The organism is Streptomyces sp. NPDC090741 (assembly GCF_044769045.1).
GTDB lineage: Bacteria > Actinomycetota > Actinomycetes > Streptomycetales > Streptomycetaceae > Streptomyces.
In genome coordinates, this window is record NZ_JBIVXF010000004.1 from 1 (window position 1) to 20,318 (window position 20,318).

The 20,318-nt window shown below is 72.6% G+C and carries 17 protein-coding genes; 5 read left to right on the forward strand and 12 right to left on the reverse strand.

All coding sequences use genetic code 11. The features are described from left to right. Positions 1–271, forward strand: a 271-nt coding sequence (locus tag ACIQU4_RS12145; RefSeq protein ID WP_403728560.1) for a hypothetical protein, incomplete at its 5' end; no start/stop codon positions are given. Between the two features lie 179 nt (positions 272–450). Here ACIQU4_RS12145 and ACIQU4_RS12150 read toward each other — a convergent pair. Continuing rightward, complete coding sequence (locus tag ACIQU4_RS12150; RefSeq protein WP_403728562.1) at positions 451–1,458, reverse strand: stage II sporulation protein M; 1,008 nt, start codon at positions 1,456–1,458, stop codon at positions 451–453. Positions 1,459–1,580: 122 nt separating this feature from the next. Between ACIQU4_RS12150 and ACIQU4_RS12155 the strand changes: the two genes are divergently transcribed. After that, on the forward strand, positions 1,581–2,519 hold the full coding sequence (locus ACIQU4_RS12155; protein ID WP_403728564.1) for an RDD family protein: 939 nt from the start codon (positions 1,581–1,583) through the stop codon (positions 2,517–2,519). Here the strand turns inward: ACIQU4_RS12155 and ACIQU4_RS12160 are convergent. Continuing rightward, entirely contained in the window at positions 2,516–3,142 is a 627-nt protein-coding gene (locus ACIQU4_RS12160) for a hypothetical protein (RefSeq protein ID WP_403728565.1), read from the reverse strand. The genes ACIQU4_RS12155 and ACIQU4_RS12160 overlap by 4 nt on opposite strands. A gap of 119 nt (positions 3,143–3,261) precedes the next feature. Beyond that, positions 3,262–4,698 carry an adenosylhomocysteinase gene (ahcY, locus tag ACIQU4_RS12165; protein WP_403728567.1) on the reverse strand — a complete coding sequence of 479 codons (1,437 nt, stop codon included), beginning with the start codon at positions 4,696–4,698 and terminating at the stop codon, positions 3,262–3,264. Positions 4,699–5,026: 328 nt separating this feature from the next. On the opposite strand from ahcY, the gene ACIQU4_RS12170 reads away from it, so the two are divergent. Continuing rightward, positions 5,027–7,081 carry a fructose-specific PTS transporter subunit EIIC gene (locus tag ACIQU4_RS12170; RefSeq protein ID WP_403728569.1) on the forward strand — a complete coding sequence of 685 codons (2,055 nt, stop codon included), beginning with the start codon at positions 5,027–5,029 and terminating at the stop codon, positions 7,079–7,081. Positions 7,082–7,164: 83 nt separating this feature from the next. Here ACIQU4_RS12170 and ACIQU4_RS12175 read toward each other — a convergent pair whose 3' ends face one another. From ACIQU4_RS12175 to ACIQU4_RS12200, 6 genes are all read right to left on the reverse strand, one after another. After that, positions 7,165–8,094 carry a cation diffusion facilitator family transporter gene (locus tag ACIQU4_RS12175; RefSeq protein ID WP_403728571.1) on the reverse strand — a complete coding sequence of 310 codons (930 nt, stop codon included), beginning with the start codon at positions 8,092–8,094 and terminating at the stop codon, positions 7,165–7,167. A gap of 93 nt (positions 8,095–8,187) precedes the next feature. Next, complete coding sequence (gene manA, locus ACIQU4_RS12180) at positions 8,188–9,345, reverse strand: mannose-6-phosphate isomerase, class I (RefSeq protein ID WP_403728572.1); 1,158 nt, start codon at positions 9,343–9,345, stop codon at positions 8,188–8,190. Positions 9,346–9,388: 43 nt separating this feature from the next. Then, positions 9,389–10,522, reverse strand: coding sequence for an SIS domain-containing protein (locus ACIQU4_RS12185; RefSeq protein ID WP_403728573.1), 1,134 nt, complete (start codon positions 10,520–10,522; stop codon positions 9,389–9,391). Between the two features lie 117 nt (positions 10,523–10,639). Further along, entirely contained in the window at positions 10,640–10,825 is a 186-nt protein-coding gene (locus tag ACIQU4_RS12190) for a Trm112 family protein (protein WP_030156407.1), read from the reverse strand. Positions 10,826–10,911: 86 nt separating this feature from the next. Continuing rightward, positions 10,912–12,282: a phosphomannomutase/phosphoglucomutase gene (locus ACIQU4_RS12195; protein ID WP_403728575.1), complete on the reverse strand. Its 1,371-nt coding sequence runs from the start codon at positions 12,280–12,282 to the stop codon at positions 10,912–10,914. Between the two features lie 75 nt (positions 12,283–12,357). Then, positions 12,358–12,735 carry a DUF3499 domain-containing protein gene (locus ACIQU4_RS12200; protein ID WP_403728576.1) on the reverse strand — a complete coding sequence of 126 codons (378 nt, stop codon included), beginning with the start codon at positions 12,733–12,735 and terminating at the stop codon, positions 12,358–12,360. A 138-nt stretch (positions 12,736–12,873) separates the two neighbouring features. On the opposite strand from ACIQU4_RS12200, the gene ACIQU4_RS12205 reads away from it, so the two are divergent. Continuing rightward, positions 12,874–13,353: a metallopeptidase family protein gene (locus tag ACIQU4_RS12205; protein ID WP_403728578.1), complete on the forward strand. Its 480-nt coding sequence runs from the start codon at positions 12,874–12,876 to the stop codon at positions 13,351–13,353. A 33-nt stretch (positions 13,354–13,386) separates the two neighbouring features. Here ACIQU4_RS12205 and ACIQU4_RS12210 read toward each other — a convergent pair whose 3' ends face one another. From ACIQU4_RS12210 to ACIQU4_RS12220, 3 genes are all read right to left on the reverse strand, one after another. After that, positions 13,387–14,868 carry a DUF5719 family protein gene (locus ACIQU4_RS12210; RefSeq protein ID WP_403728580.1) on the reverse strand — a complete coding sequence of 494 codons (1,482 nt, stop codon included), beginning with the start codon at positions 14,866–14,868 and terminating at the stop codon, positions 13,387–13,389. After that, on the reverse strand, positions 14,865–18,527 hold the full coding sequence (locus tag ACIQU4_RS12215) for a glycosyltransferase family 2 protein (protein WP_403728582.1): 3,663 nt from the start codon (positions 18,525–18,527) through the stop codon (positions 14,865–14,867). Before ACIQU4_RS12215 ends, ACIQU4_RS12210 begins: the two co-directional genes overlap by 4 nt. A gap of 289 nt (positions 18,528–18,816) precedes the next feature. Next, positions 18,817–19,080 carry a WhiB family transcriptional regulator gene (locus tag ACIQU4_RS12220; protein WP_003983763.1) on the reverse strand — a complete coding sequence of 88 codons (264 nt, stop codon included), beginning with the start codon at positions 19,078–19,080 and terminating at the stop codon, positions 18,817–18,819. Between the two features lie 651 nt (positions 19,081–19,731). On the opposite strand from ACIQU4_RS12220, the gene ACIQU4_RS12225 reads away from it, so the two are divergent. Continuing rightward, positions 19,732–20,316 (forward strand): cysteine dioxygenase, encoded by a 585-nt coding sequence (locus tag ACIQU4_RS12225; protein WP_403728584.1) that lies wholly within the window; start codon positions 19,732–19,734, stop codon positions 20,314–20,316. The last annotated feature ends 2 nt before the right edge of the window (positions 20,317–20,318 follow it).

Genomic DNA, 20,318 nt, shown 5'->3' on the forward strand with positions numbered 1-20,318 from the left:
TCATCCACCGAAGTGGACGGGGTATCAACTTTTGGCGTTGATTTTTGGCACGCTGTTGAGTTCTCAAGGAACGGACGCTTCCTTTGTACTCACCCTCTCGGGCTTTCCTCCGGGCTTTCGTTCTTCGTTCTTGCGTTTCCGACTCTATCAGAGTCAGTTCCGCTTTTCCGCTTGCTTTCCGGGGTCTTCGCTTTCGCGTTTTCCCTTTCCGGCGATTCCGACTCTATCAGAAGTTTTCCACCGGATTTCCCGGCTTCGGATTCCTGAATGAGGAGTCGACTGTGCCCCACAGGAATTCAATTCCGTCGGGGGCGAGAGAGACTTTAAACCATCGCTGCCGAACTTGTCCAGTTCGAGGCAACCGTTCGAATCTACCTCCCCACGGCGACGGTGTCAACAGTCGCTGCGGGACGACCAGGAGACTAGCAGCTGAACGGGGTCCGATGCACATCAGGCCGCCGTCGGCAGCGTGGCCGTCTGGTCTGCGGCTTCCACGTCCCCCACCTCGCCGGCGCGCGCGGCCCGGCCGCCCAGGACGTAGACGTACGCCAGGAACAGGGCCTCGGCGGCGACGCCGATCGTGATGCGGGCCCAGGTCGGGAGGCCGGACGGGGTCACGAAGCCCTCGATCAGGCCCGATACGAACAGGACCACCGCCAGGCCGATCGCCATGCCCAGCGCGGCCCGGCCCTGCTCGGCGAGGGCGGCGCGGCGGGTGCGCGGGCCCGGGTCGATGACCGTCCAGCCGAGGCGCAGGCCGGTGCCCGCCGCCACGAAGACGGCGGTCAGTTCGAGCAGGCCGTGCGGCAGGATCAGGCCGAGGAAGACGTCGAGGCGGCCCGCCGAGGCCATCAGGCCGATGCCCGTGCCGAGGTTGAGCATGTTCACGAAGAGGATCCAGAGCACCGGTATCCCCAGGAACGCGCCCAGGACCAGGCAGATCGCGGCCGCCTGGGCGTTGTTCGTCCAGACCTGGGCGGCGAAGGAGCCCGCCGGGTTGCTGAAGTAGTACGTCTCGTACCCGCCACCCGGCTTCGTGAGCGCCTTCAGGTCCTCCGGTGCCGCGATGGCGCCCTGGACCTCCGGGTGCGTGGCTATCCACCAGCCGAGGAGGATGCCGACCGCCGTGGAGATCAGCGCCGTCGGTATCCACCAGCGGCGGCTGCGGTACACGGCGGCCGGGAAGCCCGCGGTGAAGAAGCGGGCCGCGTCGCGCCAGCCTGCGCGGCGGGCGCCCGTCACGGTGGCGCGGGCGCGGGCGACGAGCTGGGTCAGGCGGCCCGTGAGCATCGGGTCCGGGGTGCTGGACTGGATCAGCGAGAGGTGTGTGGAGGCCCGCTGGTAGAGCGCGACCAGTTCGTCCGCCTCGGCGCCGGTCAGCCTGCGGCCGCGGCCGAGCAGCTGTTCCAGGCGGTCCCATTCGGCCCGGTGGGCCGTCACGAAGACGTCGAGATCCATCCGGTTACCGCTCCCCTGCCCCAGGACCCTGATCTGCTTCTGCTTCTGCTTACTTCTACCGTGGTCAGCTTGGCAGACTGGATGACCAAGGGGCGGGTCCGGTCACGGGAAAGGTGTGCAGGGTGAGCGATCTGGTGACGGGGGACGCGGTCGTCCTGGGGTTGCGGCCGGCGAGGCTGCCGAGCCGGGCGCTGGCGATCTTCCTCGACCTGCTCGTGTACCTCACCGGGTACCTGCTCATCTCGATCGGGCTGACGCTCGCGACCGCCTCGCTGGATCCGGCCGCGCAGGCCGCGGTGGCGGTGGCGAGCTTCGTCCTGGTGCTGGTCGGCGTGCCGATCTCGGTGGAGACGCTGTCCCACGGGCGTTCGCTCGGCAAGCTCGCCTGCGGGCTGCGCGTCGTGCGCGACGACGGCGGGCCGATCCGGTTCCGGCACGCGCTGGTGCGCGGGGCGATGGGGGTCGTGGAACTGCTGGGGACCTTCGGGGCCGTCGCCTGCATCGCTTCGCTCGTCTCGGCGCGGGGTCGGCGGCTGGGGGACGTGTTCGCGGGGGCGCTGGTCATACGGGAGCGGGTGCCGGGGGCGCGGGTGATGCCGGTGCCCGCGCCGCCGCCGTGGCTGGCCGGGCGGTTCTCCGGGCTGGACCTGTCGGCCGTACCGGACGGGCTGTGGCTGGCGATAAGGCAGTACCTGACGCGGATGAACCAGTTGGACCCGCAGGTGGGCGCCGCCATGGCGGTGCGGCTCGCCGACGATCTGGTGGCGCGTACGGGAGCGCCGGCGCCGGTGGGGGTGCCCGCCGCCGCGTTCCTGATGGCGGTGGTGCACGAACGGCAGGCCCGGGATGCGGCCCGCGCCTTCGGTCCGGGCGCGCCTTCGTACGCTCCGCCCGTCGCGCCCTTCGCGCCCGTCCCGCCCGTCATGCCGGTGATGCCCGTCGTGCCGGCGGCTGCGCCTGCCGTCGTCCCGCCGACCGCTCCCACCGCTCCGGCCGCGCCTGTTGCGCCTGTCGCGCCCGTGGAGCCCGTACGGCGGACCGGGTTCGTTCCGCCGGCCTAAGCCTGCTCGTCCTCGAAGGTCGAGGGCGGGGTCTCCAGGTGCTCCAGCTCGATGCCCGGGGCGGCCAGGACGACGTCCCCGGCGATGTGGACCGTGTGGACCTCGCCCGTGTCCAGGGCGGTGACCTGGTATTCGTCCACCACGAGCGGTCCGCTGTCCGTCGCGTGCTCGGCCCGCCCCCGCAGCGCCCAGGCCTGGTCGACCGTACGGGGCGCCAGCACCGGGTCGGTGAGCGCGACGAGCCGGACCCGGGTCGCGGGGGCGCCGGGGGTCAGCCGCAGCAGGCGGGCCGTCGCGACGAGGAAGGCGGGCGAGGTGCCGGTGAAGCCCGCGGCGGGGACGTTGCCCTCGGTGGCCTCGGTTCCGGCGGGGTCGGAGCGTACCCAGGTGACCCCGTCGATGGCGGCGCCGCGGACTTGCCAGCTCGAAGCGTTCGCTTCGAGGCGGATCGGGCGGCCGAGTTCGTCGATGGCGAGGTCGACCGAGCCGCGGTGGTCGCCGTCCGGGCCGGTGAGCTGGGAGACGTAGCGCCAGCCGGAGGGGCCGGGCGCGCAGTGGAAGTGCTCCTCGCCGAGGGGCGTGTGGTCGTGCGGGTCGTGGAGCGAGTAGCGGCCGCGGGGCATGGGGTGCCGTCCTTGCGTACGTCGTACGGGGTCGTACGGGTCGTGCTCATGGGGCAGGCCCCCGGCGTACGTGCCGGGGGCCTGCTCGGTGCTGTGGATCCGCGGGGATCAGCCGGGGATCAGTAGCGGTAGTGGTCCGGCTTGTACGGGCCCTCGACCTTGACGCCGATGTAGTCGGCCTGCTCCGGGCGGAGCGTCGTGAGCCTGACGCCCAGGGCGTCGAGGTGGAGGCGGGCGACCTTTTCGTCGAGGTGCTTGGGCAGCACGTAGACGTCGGTCGGGTACTCCGAGGGCTTGGTGAAGAGCTCGATCTGGGCCAGGGTCTGGTCCGCGAAGGAGTTCGACATCACGAACGACGGGTGGCCGGTCGCGTTGCCCAGGTTCAGCAGACGGCCCTCGGAGAGGACGATCAGGACCTTTCCGTCGGGGAACTTCCAGGTGTGGACCTGCGGCTTGACCTCGTCCTTGACGATGCCCTCGACCTTGGCCAGGCCGGCCATGTCGATCTCGTTGTCGAAGTGACCGATGTTGCCCACGATCGCCTGGTGCTTCATCTTGGCCATGTCCCCGGCCATGATGATGTCCTTGTTGCCCGTGGTCGTGATGAAGATGTCGGCCGTCTCGACGACGTCGTCCAGCGTCGCGACCTGGAAGCCGTCCATGGCCGCCTGGAGCGCGCAGATCGGGTCGATCTCGGTGACGATGACGCGGGCGCCCTGGCCGCGCAGCGACTCGGCGCAGCCCTTGCCGACGTCGCCGTAGCCGAAGACGACCGCGACCTTGCCGCCGATGAGGACGTCGGTGGCGCGGTTGATGCCGTCGATGAGGGAGTGGCGGCAGCCGTACTTGTTGTCGAACTTCGACTTCGTGACGGCGTCGTTGACGTTGATCGCCGGGAAGAGCAGGGTGCCCTCGGCCATCATCTCGTACAGGCGGTGGACACCGGTGGTGGTCTCCTCGGTGACGCCGCGGATCTCGGACGCGAGCTGCGTCCACTTCTGCGGGGTCTCGCCGAGGGTGCGGTTCAGCAGCGTGAGGATGTAGCCGTACTCCTCGGAGTCCGCCGTGGACGGGTCCGGGGCGGAGCCGGCCTTCTCGAACTCGACGCCCTTGTGGACGAGGAGGGTGGCGTCACCACCGTCGTCGAGGATCATGTTCGGGCCGCCGGTGGGGGTGTTCGGCCAGGTCAGCGCCTGCTCCGTGCACCACCAGTACTCCTCCAGCGTCTCGCCCTTCCAGGCGAAGACGGGGACGCCCTGCGGGTTCTCCGGGGTGCCGTTCGGGCCGACTGCGATGGCGGCGGCCGCGTGGTCCTGGGTGGAGAAGATGTTGCAGGAGGCCCAGCGGACGTCGGCGCCGAGGGCGACCAGCGTCTCGATCAGGACGGCCGTCTGCACCGTCATGTGCAGCGAGCCGGTGATGCGGGCGCCGGCCAGCGGCTGGGCCGCGGCGTACTCGCCGCGGATCGACATCAGGCCGGGCATCTCGTGCTCGGCGAGGGTGATCTCCTTGCGGCCGAAGGCGGCGAGGGAAAGGTCGGCGACCTTGAAGTCCATGGGTGCTGCTCCTCATGGGTCGAGAGGGTGGGTACGGCTGAGCCGCGCATCGCCTGTGGGGGCGGTGCACCGGGCGCTCAGTCCGTCGGGGGTCCTCTCTCCCCTCGGCCGGTCGCGAGGACCGCCCGACCGCCATCAGCAGCGACGCCTGACACTGATGACGAATCTACACCGATCGGCCGAGCTCGCCCCAGTGGGCCGGGGAAGATCCCACCGCGAAACCGGGGCCGTCCGGCCGACTGGATCCAGGCCTTTCGGTCTTTTGATCGGACCCTTACGTGTTGGACGATGCCGGAGGATCGTTCGTACGCGCGTGAAGGAGATTGCAGTGACCACTCCGGCCGACTCTCCCGGTGGCGGGACCGCGAACGGGCGCGGGCGCCTGAAGCTGCTCGCCGTCACCGCGTGCCCCACCGGGATCGCGCACACGTACATGGCCGCGGAGAAGCTCCAGCAGGCCGCCGCCCGCCTCGGCGTCGACATGAAGGTGGAGACCCAGGGCTCCATCGGGGCCGAGAACGTGCTCACTGACAACGATGTCAGAGAGGCGGACGGCATCATCATCGCCGCCGACAAGGAGGTCGACCGCGAGCGGTTCGCCGGCAAGCGGGTGCTGTCCACCGGAGTCGCCGACGGCGTCCACCGGCCGGAGGAGCTGATCGAGCGCGTGCAGAGCGCGCCGGTGCAGAGCGGGACCGCGGCGGGTGCGGGCGGTGGTAGTGGCGGCGGCGGCGGCGGAGAACGCAGCCTCGCGTACAAGGCGCTGATGAACGGCGTCTCGTACATGATCCCGTTCGTCGTCGTCGGCGGTCTGCTGATCGCCATCTCGCTCGCACTCGGCGGGCACGCGACGGCCGAGGGGTACGTGATCCCCGAAGGCACCTTCTGGGCCCATGTGAACGCCATCGGCGGCATCGGCTTCCAGCTGATGATCCCGATTCTGTCCGGCTACATCGCGTACGCCATCGGCGACCGGCCGGCCCTCGTGCCCGGCATGATCGGTGGTTTCATCGCGAACACCGGGTCGCTGTACGACTCGAAGGCGGGCGCGGGGTTCATCGGCGCCATCGTGACGGGTTTCCTGGCCGGTTGCCTGGTCCTGTGGATCAAGAAGGTCAAGGTCCCCAAGGTCGTTCAGCCGATCATGCCGATCATCGTGATCCCGATCGTCGCGACGACGACGCTGGGCCTGTTCTTCGTCTACGTCATCGGCAAGCCGATCTCCTGGGTGTTCGAAAACCTGACGAGCTGGCTGTCCGGCATGACGGGGAGCAGCGCGATCCTGCTCGGCGCGATCCTCGGCCTGATGATCGCCTTCGACATGGGCGGCCCGGTCAACAAGACGGCGTTCCTCTTCGGTACGGGGCTCATCGCCTCCGGGAACTACGCGGTCATGGGCATGTGCGCGGCGGCCATTCCGGTCATGCCGCTGGGCCAGGGCCTGGCGACGCTGCTGCGCCGCAAGCTGTACTCCGACCAGGAGCGCGAGACCGGCATGGCGGCGCTGTTCATGGGGATGTTCGGCATCTCGGAGGGCGCGATCCCGTTCGCGGCGGCGCGGCCGGCGATCGTCATCCCGGCGAACATGCTCGGTGGCGCGGTGGCCGGTGCGATCGCCGGTGTGGCGGGCGTGGGCGACCACGTGCCGCACGGCGGTCCGGTCGTGGCCGCGCTGGGCGCCGTCAGCGGCTGGGCCGGGTTCCTGATCGCCATCGCGGCCGGCACCGTCGTCACCGCGCTGACCACCAACGCCCTCATCGACCTCAAGGCGCGCCGGGGCGGGGCCGCCGCCGTGGCGCCCGTGGCCGTCGGTGTCCCGGAGCAGGTGCTCGTGGGGGTCGGTGCGGGCGCGGGCGCGGGTACCCGTACCGCGACGGCAGTCGCCGGCGCCCCTGGCGCCCCTGCCGCCGCTCCCGCCGGTGCGCCCGAGGTGCTCTCCGGGTACCTCACCGCGCAGACCGTGAAGACCGAGCTGGCCTCCGGCTCGAAGGAGGCGGCCATCCGCGAGATGGCCGAGATGCTGGCCACGACCGGCAACGTACGGGACGTGGACGAGCTCGTACGGGTCGCCCTCGCCCGCGAGGCTCAGGGCACGACGGGTCTCGGCGAGTCCATCGCCATCCCGCACGCCAAGACGGACGCGGTGTCCCGGCCGACGGTGGGCTTCGCCCGGTCCGAGGCGGGCATCGAATGGGGCTCGCTGGACGGGACGAGGGCCCGGCTGGTCTTCATGATCTCGGTGCCGGAGGCGGCGGCCGGTGACGAACACCTGCGGATCCTGGCGCTGCTGTCGCGGGGGCTCATGGACGCGGACTTCCGGGAGCGGCTGCAGTCGGCCCCGGACGGCCCGGCGGCCTTGGACGTGCTCCGCGAGATCCGGTAGCCGGCCCACCCCGTACGGAGAAAGGCCCCCGCCGGGCGCGGTCTGCGCGCGGCGGGGGCCTTCGTACGTGTGCGGGTACCGCGTCAGCCCTTCGCGGCGGCTTCCGCCTTGTAGATGTCCGGCTCCAGGTAGATCACGCGGGCGATCGGGACCGCCTCGCGGATCCGGGCCTCGGCGGCGTTGATCGCGTCCGCCACCTGCGTCGCGGTGTCGTCGCCCTCGACGGCGATCTTCGCGGCGACCAGGAGCTCCTCCGGGCCGAGGTGCAGGGTGCGCATGTGGATGACGCGGGTGACGACGTCGCCGTCGACGAGCGCGGCCTTGATCTTCTCGATGTCCTCCGTGCCCGCGGCCTCGCCGAGCAGCAGGGACTTGGTCTCCGCGGCCAGCACGACCGCGATGACGAGCAGCAGGGTGCCGATGCAGAGGGTGCCGATGCCGTCCCAGACGCCGTCGCCGGTCGCGATCGCGAGGCCGACGCCGCCGAGGGCGAGGACCAGGCCGACGAGTGCGCCGAAGTCCTCCAGCAGGACCACCGGCAGCTCGGGGGCCTTGGCGCGCCTGATGAACTGGGTCCACGTGAGGCTGCCGCGGATCTCGTTCGACTCCTTGATCGCTGTGCGGAAGGAGAAGCTCTCGGCGATGACGGCGAAGACGAGCACGCCGATCGGCCAGTACCAGGCCTCGATGGGGTGCGGGTGGTTGACCTTCTCGATGCCCTCGTAGATGGCGAACATGCCGCCGACGGTGAAGAGCACGATGGAGACGAGGAAGGCGTAGATGTAGCGCTCGCGCCCGTATCCGAAGGGGTGTTGCGGCGTCGCCTCGCGCTGGGCCTTCTTCCCGCCGAGCAGCAGCAGCCCCTGGTTCCCGGAGTCGGCCAGCGAGTGGACGCTTTCCGCGAGCATCGACGACGAGCCGCTGAAGACGAAGGCCACGAACTTGGCTACAGCGATGGCGAGGTTGGCGGCGAGTGCCGCCACGATCGCCCTGGTACCGCCCGACGCGCTCATGGGTTTCCGGAGTCCCTTCCTCGGTACGGCGCCCCTGCCCGGGGCGCCGCGCTACGGCGGCACATTGTTGCAGCCGTAGCGGCGGACGCCACGTCAGACCGACACGGTGGCACGGAAAACAGTGCCGATACCGGACAGTTCGACCTTTTCGCCGGCCGGGACGAAGACCGACTCCCCGGGCGACAGCGTCACTTCCCCGGCCTTCGGGCGGCCCGCCGTGCAGAGCAGGATCTGCGGGGCGGTGTCCGGCAGGAGGTGGGGGGCGGCGCCGGGGGCCAGGGCGAAGCGGGAGAGCCGGAATTCGTCGATGGGGGTCTCGTAGACCTCCTCGCCGTTGCCCTCGGGGCGCTGTACGGCCGGGTCGCCGGGCTCGAACCGCACGATCTTCAGGAGTTCGGGCACGTCCACGTGTTTGGGGGTGAGTCCGGCGCGCAGCACGTTGTCGGAGTTGGCCAGCAGCTCCACACCGAGGCCGTCGAGGTAGGCGTGCGGGACGCCGGCGCCGAGGAACATCGCCTCGCCGGGCTGGAGTCGTACGTGGTTGAGGAGCATGGCCGCGATCACGCCCGGGTCGCCCGGGTAGTGGTGGACGAGCGGGGCGTACGGCGCGTACGGGCCCCCGAGCCGCTCGATCGCGGCGCCCGCCTCGGCGACCGTACGGGCCATCTCGGTGCGGTCCGCGGTCAGTACGGCCGTGAGCATCTCGCGCAGGGCCGCCTCCTCGGGGTGGGCCCGCAGCAGGTCGGCGTACGGCTTGAGCGAGTCCACCCCGAGGCCTTCGAGCAGTTCGGCGGCCTCCAGCGGCGGGCGGAACCCGCACAGGCCGTCGAAGGGGGTGAGCGCGCAGATCAGCTCGGGCTTGTGGTTGGGGTCCTTGTAGTTGCGGTGGGCCGCGCCGGCCGGGATCCCGCGGTCCTCCTCGTCGGCGTAGCCCGCCTCGGCCTGCTCCAGGTCGGGGTGGACCTGGAGGGACAGCGGGGCGCCGGCCGCGAGGAGTTTGAGGAGGAAGGGCAGCCGGGGGCCGAACTTGGTGACGGCGGCCGCGCCGAGCTCGCGCTCGGGGTCGGCGTCGATGACGTCCGCGAGGGTGGTCTCGCCGGCGCCGCGGTCGAGGCGGGAGGGGGCGCCGGGGTGGGCTCCCATCCACATCTCGGCCTGGGGCTCCCCGGTGGGTTCGACGCCGAGGAGCCCTGGGATCGCGGTGGTCGATCCCCAGGCGTAGGGGCGGATCGTGTTCGTCAGGCGGTCCATCTTCGTCCGTCTTCCTGGATGAAGGGCCGGCACGGTGGTGTGCTCAGCCGTGTCCCCTGGTCGCCAGCGCCAGGTAGGCGGTGGCGAAGTCCGTGACGGCGAGGAGTTCGGCGAGCTGTTCCAGTTCGCTGCCTTCCTCTGGTTCGAGCTCGCTGATGGCCGTGTCGTGGCTGAGGGCGAGCTCGCGCGCGGCCGGGGCGGCGGTGAGGCCGCCCGTGGGCCGGTCGCGCAGCAGGACGATGCGGGCACGGAGGGCCTGGGGCTCCTCCACCCGGTCACGGAAGAAGTCTTCGGGGTCGGCGCCGGCGGCGAAGGAGCCGGCGAGCAGGACCCCGTGGGCGGGCAGTGCTTCCGGCAGGTCGGCGGCCAGTGCGGGGCGGCCGGCGAGTTCGGCGAGGGTGGCGGCGAAGCGGCGGCCGGCGGGTCCGGCGCCGACGCCCTCGCTCCAGATGAGCGGGAGGGTGTCGGCGAGCTCGGCGGCGAGGGTCTTGGCCGGGTTGGAGTACGTGGCGATGGCCGGTCCGCAGCGCTCGGCGGTGCGGTCGAGCCGGTCGGCGACGCGCTGCAGGGTCTCGGGGGCGGCGGTGATCAGCCCGACCCTGTCGAGGAGCACGAGCAGCGGGGTCAGCAGGGCCCACAGGGCGCCGGGTCCGGCCGCGGCCGACTCGTCGTACTCCTGGTACGGGGCCTTGGCCATCGGTACGAGGAGCCCGTGCGCGCCGTCCACGGCCTCGCTCAGCGGGGACCGCTCGGGCGCGACGGCGACGACGGTGCAGCCGCGCCGGTAGGCCTGCTCGGCGAGGAGGGCGAGCCCGGGCTCGGAGCCGTCGGTGGTGGCGAGGAGCAGCAGGTCGACGGAGCCGGCCCAGCCGGGCAGCGCCCAGCGCAGGGCGCCCGCGGCGTGGGCGACGCCGGTGGGGTGCAGTCGGGTGACGGGTGCGGAGGCTCCGGCGAGGGCGCCGAGCAGGTCGGCGACTCCGGTGGCGGCGGTACCGGACCCGGCGATGAGGACGGCGCGGGGCCGGCCGTCGGGGCGCAGGTCGGCGAGGCCCGCCTCGGTCGCGTGCCGGGCCGCGGTGCGGACTCTGGCGCCGACCTCGGCGGCGCCTCGGAGCAGGCCGCGGCGGTCGGCGCGGGCGAGCTCGTCCGGTGCGTCGAGGAGCGACTCGTCGAGCATTGCGGCCTCCGGCTGATATCAGAAGGGCGGGCGACTCGGTTGCTCGGGCGCCCGGCGCTGCGACGGGCGCCCCTTGATGCCTGTGCGGCCCGGGACCCACGGCCCGGGGTGGCGGCCTCAGGCGGGGCGGCGGGCCTCGTCGACGAGGAGGACCGGGATGCCGTCGCGGACCGGGTAGGCGAGGCCGCAGTCCTGGCCGGTGCAGATCAGCTCGGGAGCCGCTTCGTCGGCCGACTTGTCCTCAAGGGGCGAGTGGCAGGCGGGGCAGGCGAGGATCTCCAGAAGGCCGGCTTCGAGCGGCATGGGGCGGTTCCCTTCGAACATGCGGATTGGGCGAGGTCAGCGTACCGCCGGGCCGCACGTCGCGCGGCCCGGCCGTGACAGGGCGTTCATGCCCGGACGAGGGCGAGGACCTCGTCGCGGACCTTGGCGAGGGTCTCGGGGTCACGGGCCTCGACGTTGAGGCGCAGCAGCGGCTCGGTGTTGGAGGCGCGCAGGTTGAACCACCAGTCGGCGGAGCTCGCGGTCAGGCCGTCGAGCTCGTCGAGGGTGATGCCCTCGGCGGAGCCGTACGCGGCCTTGACGGCGGCGAGCCGGCCTGCCTGGTCGGCGACGGTGGAGTTGATCTCGCCGGAGCCCGCGTAGCGGTCGTACGAGGAGACCAGCTCGGAGAGCGGGCCGTCCTGGCCGCCGAGGGCCGCGAGGACGTGGAGCGCGGCGAGCATGCCGGTGTCCGCGTTCCAGAAGTCCTTGAAGTAGTAGTGCGCCGAGTGCTCGCCGCCGAAGATGGCGCCGGACCTGGCCATCTGCTCCTTGATGAAGGAGTGGCCGACGCGGGTGCGGACGGGGGTGCCGCCGTGCTCGCGGACGACCTCGGGGACGGACCAGGAGGTGATCAGGTTGTGGATCACCGTGCCGGTACCGCCGTTGCGGGCCAGCTCGCGGGCCGCGACGAGGGCGGTGACTGCGGACGGGGAGACGCCCTCGCCGCGCTCGTCGACGACGAAGCAGCGGTCGGCGTCGCCGTCGAAGGCGAGGCCGAGGTCGGCGCCCTCGGCCTTCACGCGGGCCTGGAGGTCGACGATGTTCTTCGGGTCGAGGGGGTTGGCCTCGTGGTTGGGGAAGGTGCCGTCGAGCTCGAAGTACATCGGGACGACGTCCAGCGGCAGCCCCTCGAACACGGTCGGGACGGTGTGGCCGCCCATGCCGTTGCCCGCGTCGACGACGACCTTGAGCGGGCGGATGGCACTGAGGTCGACCAGGCCCTTGAGGTGGTCGGCGTAGCCGGCGAGGGTGTCCTGCTCGGTGATCGTGCCGGGGGCGGTGCCTTCGGCGACGGTCGGGGCGCCCTGCTCGGACCACTGCTCGACGAGCTCGCGGACGGTGGCGAGGCCGGAGTCCTGGCCGACCGGGGCGGCGCCGGCCCGGCAGAGCTTGATGCCGTTGTAGCGGGCCGGGTTGTGCGAGGCCGTGAACATCGCGCCGGGCAGGTCCAGCGTGCCGGAGGCGTAGTACAGCTGGTCGGTGGAGCACAGCCCGATCAGGGTGACGTCCACTCCGCAGGCGGCGGCGCCGCGCGCGAAGGCGTCGGACAGGGCCGGCGAGGAGGGCCGCATGTCGTGGCCGACGACGATCGCCGTCGCGCCGGTGACCTCGACGAAGGCAGCCCCGAACAGTTCGGCCAGTGACTCGTCCCACTCGTCGGGCACGACACCACGTACGTCGTACGCCTTGACGATGTTCGAAAGATCTGCGGCCACTGCCTGCCCTCCTGAGGTGCTGTGCGGTGGAGCAAACCTACCTGCACGCGGAGTGGCTTTTCAGACCATGTGATGTCAGGAGTCGGGCGAACGAAGGACGCGCAGGTGTCCGCGGCGCGTCTCCCCGGTGCCGCTGCCGCTGCCCGGGCCGGATCCGCCGGCCTGGGCGGCGCGGTCGTGCGGACGGGCCGCCTCGCGGACGGCGTTGGCCAGCGCTTCGAGGTCGTCGCCGCTCGGGCGGGAGGGCGCGGACCCGTCGGTCAGGCGCACGACGTCCCAGCCGCGCGGGGCGGTCAGGCGCTCGGAGTGCTCGGCGCACAGGTCGTAGCAGTGGGGTTCCGCGTAGGTGGCGAGCGGGCCGAGGACTGCGGTCGAATCGGCGTAGACGTACGTCAGTGTCGCGACGGCAGGGCGGCCGCACGCGGTGCGCGAACAGCGACGTACAAGGCTCACGACGTTGGACGGTACCGCACTCTTGACCGGGCCGCGACGACTCTCCCCCGGCCCACTCCCCCGTGTCGTGCCTGCGGAGGGGCGCGGCGGGTCCGGAAACGCCCGGGTGGGAGGGACCGCGAGGGCTACGCTGCGGGGGTGACCGACAGCCCCCTGCCCCCCAGTCCGCCCCGCTCCGCCGAGCCTCCCGCCGAGCCGCGGCCGCGCCGCCGCGACCGGCACGGGCGGGGGATGCGGGGGCCGCTGGCCCCGCCGCAGGTGCCGTTGTCGGCGAGCCGGGCGGAGCTGTTCGGGGACCTCGTACGGGATTCGGTCGAGCGGCTGGAGCGGCGCTTCCCTCAGCTGGCGGAGGTGGAGTTCGTGGTCGCGGACGTGCCGGGGCCGCCCGGCGGTCCGGACGCCGGCTGGAACGACGAGGCGGTGCCGCTCGGGGCGCTGTCGGAGGCGGACGGCCAGGGGCGGCCGCCGCGGGTCGTGGTGTTCCGGCGGCCGGTGGAGATCCGGACGAAGAGCCGGGACGAGCGGGCGCTGCTGGTGCACGAGATCGTGGTGGAGCAGGTGGCGGAGCTGCTGGGGCTGTCCCCGGAGACGGTGGACCCGCGGTACGGCCAGGACTGACGGGCGGTCCGGCCGTACCTCTCGTACGGGTCGCTAGTCGGTCAGGACCGTGAGGTCCTGGGCGGCCTTGGGGACCGAGACCATCGCGTGGTCGTCCGACAGCGGCTGGATCGTGAACATCGAGATCCCCTCGTGCGGCAGGGTCAGCGTCCGGGCCGCGTACACGGGCCCGCCGGAGACCGTCTCGATCGTCAGCGCGTAGGCGCCCTTGGCCCCCGCCGGGGCCAGCGACACCGCCTGCGTCGTGCCCGCCTTGACCGTGAACTCCTTCGAGGCAGGCTCCCCGGCCTCCGTGCCCGCCGAGGCCGTCACCTTGACCTTCGCGTCCGTGCCTCCCGCCACCGTCAGCGAGAGCACCGTCGCGTTCTCGTCGGCCCGGTTGTCGGCGGCCGTGGCCCGCGTCCCGACCGGCCCGGTCGCCGGGACGAAGCCCAGCTCCTGCTTGGCGCCGCTGCCGCGGACCACGCGTACGGCGGCCACCACCGGTACGGCCTTCTTGGCGTTCGCCGGGACCAGCACCAGCGAGCCCGCCTCGCCGCGGGTCACGTCCTTGAGGTCGACGCCCACGGTCATACCGCCCTTGAGGTGCAGCTGCTCGTTGTCCGCCGGGCTGATCGAGCCGTTCGGCCCGGCCAGCTTGAGGGTGAGGTCCGCGTCCTCCTCGCCCGGCGCGAAGGCCACCAGCCGTACGGAGGTGGCGTCCGCCGGGATCCCGGGCAGCACCAGCGAGCCCGCCGGATCGGCGGAGGCCGGCAGCCAGTCGGCGCCCACCCCCTCCTCGCCGACCTGCACGGAGGCGCCGACGCGGCCCGCACGGGTCGTCACATGGGCGGTGACGTCCGCGAGCTGCATGCCGGGGGCCAGGGAGGCCAGCGAGACGGCCTTGGTGGACTTGGGGTCGATCCGGATGTTCTCGCCGGTGCCGCCGTCGGACTTGACCGCCCCGTCCGGGCCGAACATCTTGATGTCGATCACGGCCGCGGTGTCGTCCGGGTTGGTGAGGTGCACGTAGTCCTCGCGCCCCTTGGCCGTGCTCGCGCCGGGGAACCAGAAGTCGGTGCCGGGCGTGGTGCAGCCGAGGCCCAGGACTCCGCGCGCCCGGCCGACCGTGACCTTCGTGGTCTGCTGCGCGGTCCAGCCGGGGGCCAGGATCCCGTCGGCGACGCCCGTCAGAGCGGGCGCCCCGGCGCCGGAGGCGCTCGCCCCGGCGGGCTTGCCGCGCTCCTTGAGCTCCAGCACCGGCTTGGCCTCCTTGGTCGCGCCGAGGAGGCGGGCCGCGCCCTTGCCCGCTGCGCCGGCCGCGCCGGGGGTGACCGCCGTGTACGTGGTCTCCGCGATGTCCGAGGAGCTGGGCGCCGGGCAGACCAGCGCGGAGCGCTCCACCGGCATCCGGGCGGCGGCCGCCGGCTTGGCGTCGGCGGCCGGGGCGGCGGGGGCGGTGAGGTAGCCGACGCCGGTGACGGCCGCCAGGGCCGCGGCCACCGCCGCCAGCGTCAGGGGTGCGCGCTGCTTCACTGCTGGGGGCTCCCGTCCGGACGCGGCTCGTGCTGTCCGTAGGTGTCGTACGGCTGCTCGTACGGCGGGTAGGGGTACGGCTGCTGGGGCTGCTGCTGCGGGTACGCCTGCGGGTCTTCGTAGCCCTGCTGAGGGTCTTCGTAGCCCTGCTGCGGGTACGGGTACTGCTCGTACCCGGGGGCCTGGGCGGGCGCCGGGACGTACGGCTGCTGGGGCTGCTGGGGCTGCTGCTCGTACGCGTAGCCCTGGTCGCCGTACGCCTGGTACGCGTAGGCGTCCTCCCCGTACACCGGCTGCGCCGGGATCTGCGCGTACGGGTCGGCGACCGCGCCCGAGGGCTCCTCCGCGGCGGCCGGCGCGGCCGGCGCCGGCTGCGCCTCCGCGCGCAGCCGGCGGGCCCGGCGGCCCTCGCCGGCCTCGCCCGCGGCGGAGCGCTCGGCGGCCTCGGCCTCCTCCTCCGGCAGGTCGTCGTCCAGGCGCGCCCGGCGGCCCGGCAGGGCCATCACGAGCAGGACGAGCGCGAGCAGGCCCTGGGCCCAGTGCCAGGCGGTCCTGGTGAACGCGTCCGCGTGGACGAGGTCGAGGCGGCCGCCGGCGGCGGGCAGTTCGAAGCCCTGGGCCCAGCCGTCGAGGGTCTTGGGCTTGAGGGGCTTGCCGTCGAGGGTGGCCTGCCAGCCGGGGGCCGCCCGGTCGGCGATGCGCAGCACGCGACCGGCACCGCCCGCCTCGGCCGCCGGGATCTTGGTGTGGACCTCGACGGGGCCGGAGGCGACCGGGATCGGCGCCTCGCCCGGCTTGCCGGAGACGATGGCGGCGCGGGCGACCTGGCGGTCCACCCGCCACAGGGCGCTGCCGTCGAGCTGGCTGAGGCGGCTGAGGCCCGGGGTGGCGTCGAGGACCTTGCGCATCTGCTGCGGGGCGCCGTCGCGGACCAGGATGTAGCGGATCGCGAACCCGCTGAGCTGGTCGCTCTGGTCGGCCCCGGAGCCCGCGACGAGGCTGGAGACGACCTTGTCGAGCTGGGGGCTGCTGCCGGCCGCGGCGGCGAGTTCGGCGTCGCCGAGGCGGCCGCCGGAGCCGCGGACCAGGGTGTAGGAGACGGTGGCGGGCGAGGTGCCGCCGAGGACGAGGGTGCGGGCCTGGTCGCGGGTGCCGCTCTCCTCGGCGACGAACGCGGGGACCTGGACGGGGTCGCGCCGCTCCAGCGGGCCGTCGGCGCCGCTGATCATCCAGCCGGCCGCGCCGAGCAGCGGGCCGGCGGCCGCGGCGAGCGCGATCAGCGCGGCGAGCGGCTGGCGCCAGCCGAAGCTGCTGGCGGCGACCCGCTCCTTGGCGCCGTCGGCGCCGACGACGGCGGCGGCGAGCAGGGCCAGTCCGTAGACGAGGGTGGCGGGCCCGGCCCAGCCGGTGCGGTTGACGACGACGGCCAGCAGCAGCGCGGCGAGGGCGGCGGCCCAGGCGGTGCGTACGGCGAACTGCCGCTCGCCGCGCAGCAGGGCCGCCAGGGCGGCGAGCACGACGCCGATGAGCAGCAGGCCGCCGGCGGTCCGGGGGCCGCCGGGGCTGATGCCGAGCAGGTCAAGGGCGGTGGCCGAGCCCGATCCGTACGGCAGGCCGGCCTCGCGAAGGAGCCGGGCGGGGTGCGTGAGCAGGCTCAGCGACCAGGGGGCGAGCACGAGGAGCGGGACGGCGAGGGTGGCGAGCAGCCGCAGGCCGTACGCCTTCCACTCGGCGCGGCGCAGGACCAGGGCGGCGGTCCCGAGGGCGGCGGCGAGGGGCCAGACGACGGGGGTGAAGGCGGTGGCCAGGGTCAGCAGGAGGGTGTACGTCCACACCGGGCGCCAGCCGGCCCGCTCGCCTTCGGCTCCGCCGAAGGCGAAGGCGGCGACGGCCGAGCGGGCGATGAGCGGTAGCAGGATCGCGAGGACGGCGGTGCCGAGGCGGCCGCCGGCCAGGGCGCCGGTGACGGCGGGCAGGAAGGCGTAGGCGACGGCGGCCCAGGCGCGCAGCAGCCGGGATTCGACGAGCGGCCGGGAGGCGAAGTACGCGGTGAGCCCGGCGAGCGGGACCGAGCAGACGAGCAGCAGGGTCAGCGCGGCGCTGGTGGATCCGAACAGCAGGGTGGCGAAGGCGCCGAGGACGGCGAGGTAGGGGGGCGCTCCGGCGGTGGAGCCGGCGGCGACGGGCTGCCAGTCGTCGGTGTAGGCCCGCCAGAGGGCGAGTCCGCTGTCGGGGGCGGGCAGGAGGGCGCCGCCCATGAGGGAGCCGCCGCCGAGCAGGGCGCGGCAGGCGATGACGGAGACGAGCAGGAGGAGGGCGAAGAGGACGGGCGCGGGGTTGCGGGCGATCCGCTTGAGGCGCGCGAACTGTTCGATCTCCAGGTAGTCGGCGTCGTCGCCGCCGGGGCCGGATTCGACGGCTCCGCCGTGCCGGCCGACGGCGGCCGTGTCGGTGTCGCGGTCGGCGCCGAAGTAGCCGGCGAGCTGTTCGGCGTTGGCCCGCACACTCGCGCCCGGGGGCGGGAACAGGGGGCGCAGTTCCTTGGCGGGGACGGCGGGGCGGCCGCGTCTGCGGCGGGCGCCGAGGATCCGGCCGGGGCGCAGCAGGGTGGCGAGGAGGCCGGTGATCTCGTCGACGGCCTGGCCGGGGGCCTTGCCGATGAGGTAGGCGAGGGTGCGGAGCACGGTGCCGACGAGCAGGCGCAGCAGGACGTACGGCAGGGCGCGGCCGGAGCTGTTGGCGAGGACCGTGTAGACGGCTCCGGCCTTGTCGACGCGGTGCGGGCTGGAGCTCGTACGTCCGGCGCAGTCGACGGTGCGGCGCTCGCGGGCGGCGGCCTCGGCGTGGCGCAGGACGGCGTCGGGGGCGACGAGGACGGTGTGGCCGGCGCTCTGGGCGCGCCAGCAGAGGTCGACGTCGTCGCGCATGAGCGGCAGGCGGCGGTCGAAGCCGCCGAGGGCTTCGTACACGTCGCGGCGTACGAGCATGCCGGCGGTGGAGACGGACAGGACGGGGCGGACCTGGTCGTGCTGGCCCTGGTCCTGTTCGCGGCGGTCGAGGCCGGTCCAGCGGCGGCCGCTGCGGGCGATGGTGACGCCGGCTTCGAGGAGCTGCTTCTTGTCGTACCAGCCGCGCAGCTTGGGGCCGATGACGGCGGCGTCGGGGTTCTCGTCGGCGACGCGGAGCAGTTCGGTGAGGGCGTCGGGCTCGGGGGCGCTGTCGTCGTGGAGCAGCCAGAGCCACTGGACGGGTTCGCCGTGGGGGAGGTCGGGGAGGTCGTAGGCGTCGTCGCGCCAGGTGCGGCTGACGGGGTCCCAGCCGCTGGGGCGCTTGAGGTACGGGAGGTCCTCGGGTGTCAGGGTGCCGGCGCTGCGGGTGGCTTCGTCGACGGCGGCGCCGAAGCCGGTGCGGCGGGCGAGGTGGAGGACGCGGTCCTCGCCGAGGGCCTCGCCGAGCAGGCGCGCGGAGTCGTCGGCGCTGCCGGTGTCGGCGGCGATGTGGTTCTGGGCGGGGCGTTCCTGGCCGAGGAGGCCGGCGAGCGTTTTGGGCAGCCAGCGGGCGCCGTCGTGGGCGACGAGGACCGCGGTGACGACGTGCCGGGGGAACTCGGGTGTGGCGGCAGCCTGGTGGGAGGCCGTCGACTGGCTGTGCAGGGACATCGCTCTACTGGCCCTCCGGCCTGGGGGTCCCCCCGGACGCGGTCCGGGGAGTGGATCCGGGGGTGGTGTGCTCCCGGAGGCTGCTGGACAGCGCCCCACACTAACGGCTTGAAACACAGCGGTCCGCCTCCTGCGGGGAAGGTGCAGGAGGCGGACCGTTTGCTCTGCTCGTTGCTCTGTTCTGCGCGATGTTCGGCGCGGTGTTCTGTACTGCGTGCCGCGCGTTGTTCTGTGTGCCGCCGTGCGTTGCCGTGCGTTGCCGTGCGTTGCGCCGTGTTGCGCTGCGTGCTCAGACGGCGGCTTTTTTCAGCCGTCGGCGTTCGCGCTCGGAGAGGCCGCCCCAGATGCCGAATCGCTCGTCGTTGGCGAGTGCGTACTCAAGGCATTCGGAGCGGACTTCGCAGGCGAGGCAGACCTTCTTGGCCTCGCGGGTGGAGCCGCCCTTCTCGGGAAAGAAGGACTCGGGGTCGGTCTGGGCGCACAGAGCGCGCTCCTGCCATCCGAGCTCTTCGTCCGCCTCCTCGACCAGCAGTTCCTGAAACAGCTCGGTCATGTGCGCCCCTCGCTCTGTCTGTGCGTCCCCGTGGTGTTGCCGTTACTCATCGCTACGTAACGACACGAGTGAAATTACAAGTGGGCCGCTCCCGGGCAGTCAAGCCGAGGTCTGCTATTGGGCCCCTTATTCACTCTGCGGAACCAAGCGTATGCAGAAAGTGTTCATATCGCCAAAAATCGTGACACATGCAACGGGTGCCCCACAGGCCTCGTGTTCACCCGCAATCGACGTGTCACTCCGCAGTGCGGTTGCGATCAAGCCAAAGAAGCGGCGCAGATCACATTTCGATCACGGAGCGGCGCGTCGGGTTTGGGCCGGGCCGGTGTGGCAACGGCGGGATGTGGAGCGCCACCTCCCCTCCATCGGTTTGCACAAACCTTTCTCCCAGCACGGCAACCGGATCAGATGAAACTTTTGCGGCCATACGTGGCATTGGGTTGACAGTCGGGCCCTCGACCCGGTCTCCTTGTCCCCATGTCAGTGACCTCGGCCGCCACCCGGACCCCCATTCGTGGGTTTCTGAGTGCTGTCCAGGTTCGCTGTTGCTGTTGCAGCTGTTGATGCCCTCGGAGCTTCGGCTCCCTTGAGCTCCGGCCACCCCCACAGCGACCGCCAGCACGACTGACATCCGTCGAGGACACCCCCACGATGAACAGCACGCCGCTCAGCACCCCCCTCACCGCCCCCCGCACCGCTCCCGTCACCGTCGAGAGCGACCTCCAGATCGCCGGCGACATCCTCTCCGTCCAGCACCTCCTCCAGCCCGCCCGCGAACACCCGGCCACCGTCGCCGAGTTCGTCGGCCTCGCCCGCTCCATCGCCGCGAACCGCGCCGAGTGGGAACACCTGGTCGAGTACGACGCCACCACCCGCTGGTACCACCGGCTGCGCACAGTCCCCCAAGGTCTCGACTCCGCTCGAACAGGGGGTACCCCCATCGGCTACGAGGTCTGGCTGCTCAGCTGGGTCCCCGGCCAGGGCAGCGGCCGCCACGACCACGGCGCCTCCTCCGGCGTCATGACCGTCCTCGACGGCGAGCTCACCGAGCACGGCCCGCGCGGACCGCTCACCCTCGCCTCCGGCGCCCAGCGCGTCTTCGCCCCCGGCTACGCCCACGAGGTCGTCAACGACACCCTCGACGGAGCCGTCAGCCTCCACGTCTACTTCCCGGGCCTGACCGAGATGCCGATGCACAGCTGCTCCCCGGCCCGGTCCGAGGCCCTCTCCGTCTGATC

Excerpts from the sequence above, each read along its gene's own strand:
- ACIQU4_RS12175 (WP_403728571.1), bottom strand. The coding sequence starts at position 8,094 with ATGAGCGCGTCGGGCGGTACCAGGGCGATCGTGGCGGCACTCGCCGCC.
- ACIQU4_RS12225 (WP_403728584.1), top strand. The coding sequence starts at position 19,732 with ATGAACAGCACGCCGCTCAGCACCCCCCTCACCGCCCCCCGCACCGCT.
- ACIQU4_RS12215 (WP_403728582.1), bottom strand. The coding sequence starts at position 18,527 with ATGTCCCTGCACAGCCAGTCGACGGCCTCCCACCAGGCTGCCGCCACA.
- ACIQU4_RS12160 (WP_403728565.1), bottom strand. The coding sequence starts at position 3,142 with ATGCCCCGCGGCCGCTACTCGCTCCACGACCCGCACGACCACACGCCC.
- manA (WP_403728572.1), bottom strand. The coding sequence starts at position 9,345 with ATGGACCGCCTGACGAACACGATCCGCCCCTACGCCTGGGGATCGACC.
- ACIQU4_RS12220 (WP_003983763.1), bottom strand. The coding sequence starts at position 19,080 with ATGACCGAGCTGTTTCAGGAACTGCTGGTCGAGGAGGCGGACGAAGAG.
- ACIQU4_RS12185 (WP_403728573.1), bottom strand. The coding sequence starts at position 10,522 with ATGCTCGACGAGTCGCTCCTCGACGCACCGGACGAGCTCGCCCGCGCC.
- ACIQU4_RS12190 (WP_030156407.1), bottom strand. The coding sequence starts at position 10,825 with ATGCCGCTCGAAGCCGGCCTTCTGGAGATCCTCGCCTGCCCCGCCTGC.
- ahcY (WP_403728567.1), bottom strand. The coding sequence starts at position 4,698 with ATGGACTTCAAGGTCGCCGACCTTTCCCTCGCCGCCTTCGGCCGCAAG.
- ACIQU4_RS12150 (WP_403728562.1), bottom strand. The coding sequence starts at position 1,458 with ATGGATCTCGACGTCTTCGTGACGGCCCACCGGGCCGAATGGGACCGC.